The sequence below is a fragment of the Amycolatopsis sp. VC5-11 genome (genome assembly GCF_037034185.1).
Lineage (GTDB): Bacteria > Actinomycetota > Actinomycetes > Mycobacteriales > Pseudonocardiaceae > Amycolatopsis > Amycolatopsis nivea.
Genome location: NZ_JBAGKF010000069.1, coordinates 1 through 256, shown reverse-complemented (window position 1 = coordinate 256; position 256 = coordinate 1). Strand labels below are relative to the sequence as shown.

General features: G+C 69.9%; 1 protein-coding gene. It reads left to right on the top strand.

Translation table 11 applies throughout. The features are described from left to right. A partial coding sequence (locus tag WA670_RS45120) for an NAD(P)(+) transhydrogenase (Re/Si-specific) subunit beta (protein WP_336162327.1) occupies positions 1-256 on the top strand: 256 nt, incomplete at both ends.

The following is a 256-nucleotide window of genomic DNA, read 5'->3' as shown; positions in this document are numbered from 1 at the left end:
TCTCGCCCTCGCCGGGCTGTCCCGGCACGAAACCGCCCGGGTGGGGAATTATTTCGGGATCGCCGGGATGGTCGTCGCGCTGATCGCGACCATCGCCCAAGCGGTCACGGGGGAGATCACGGGGACGTCGGTCGCGTTGATGATCGTCGCGATGGCGGTCGGGGCGGGGATCGGGTTGCGGCGGGCGGCGGTGGTCGAGATGACCGGGATGCCCGAGCTGATCGCCCTGCTGCATTCCTTCGTCGGTCTCGCCGCG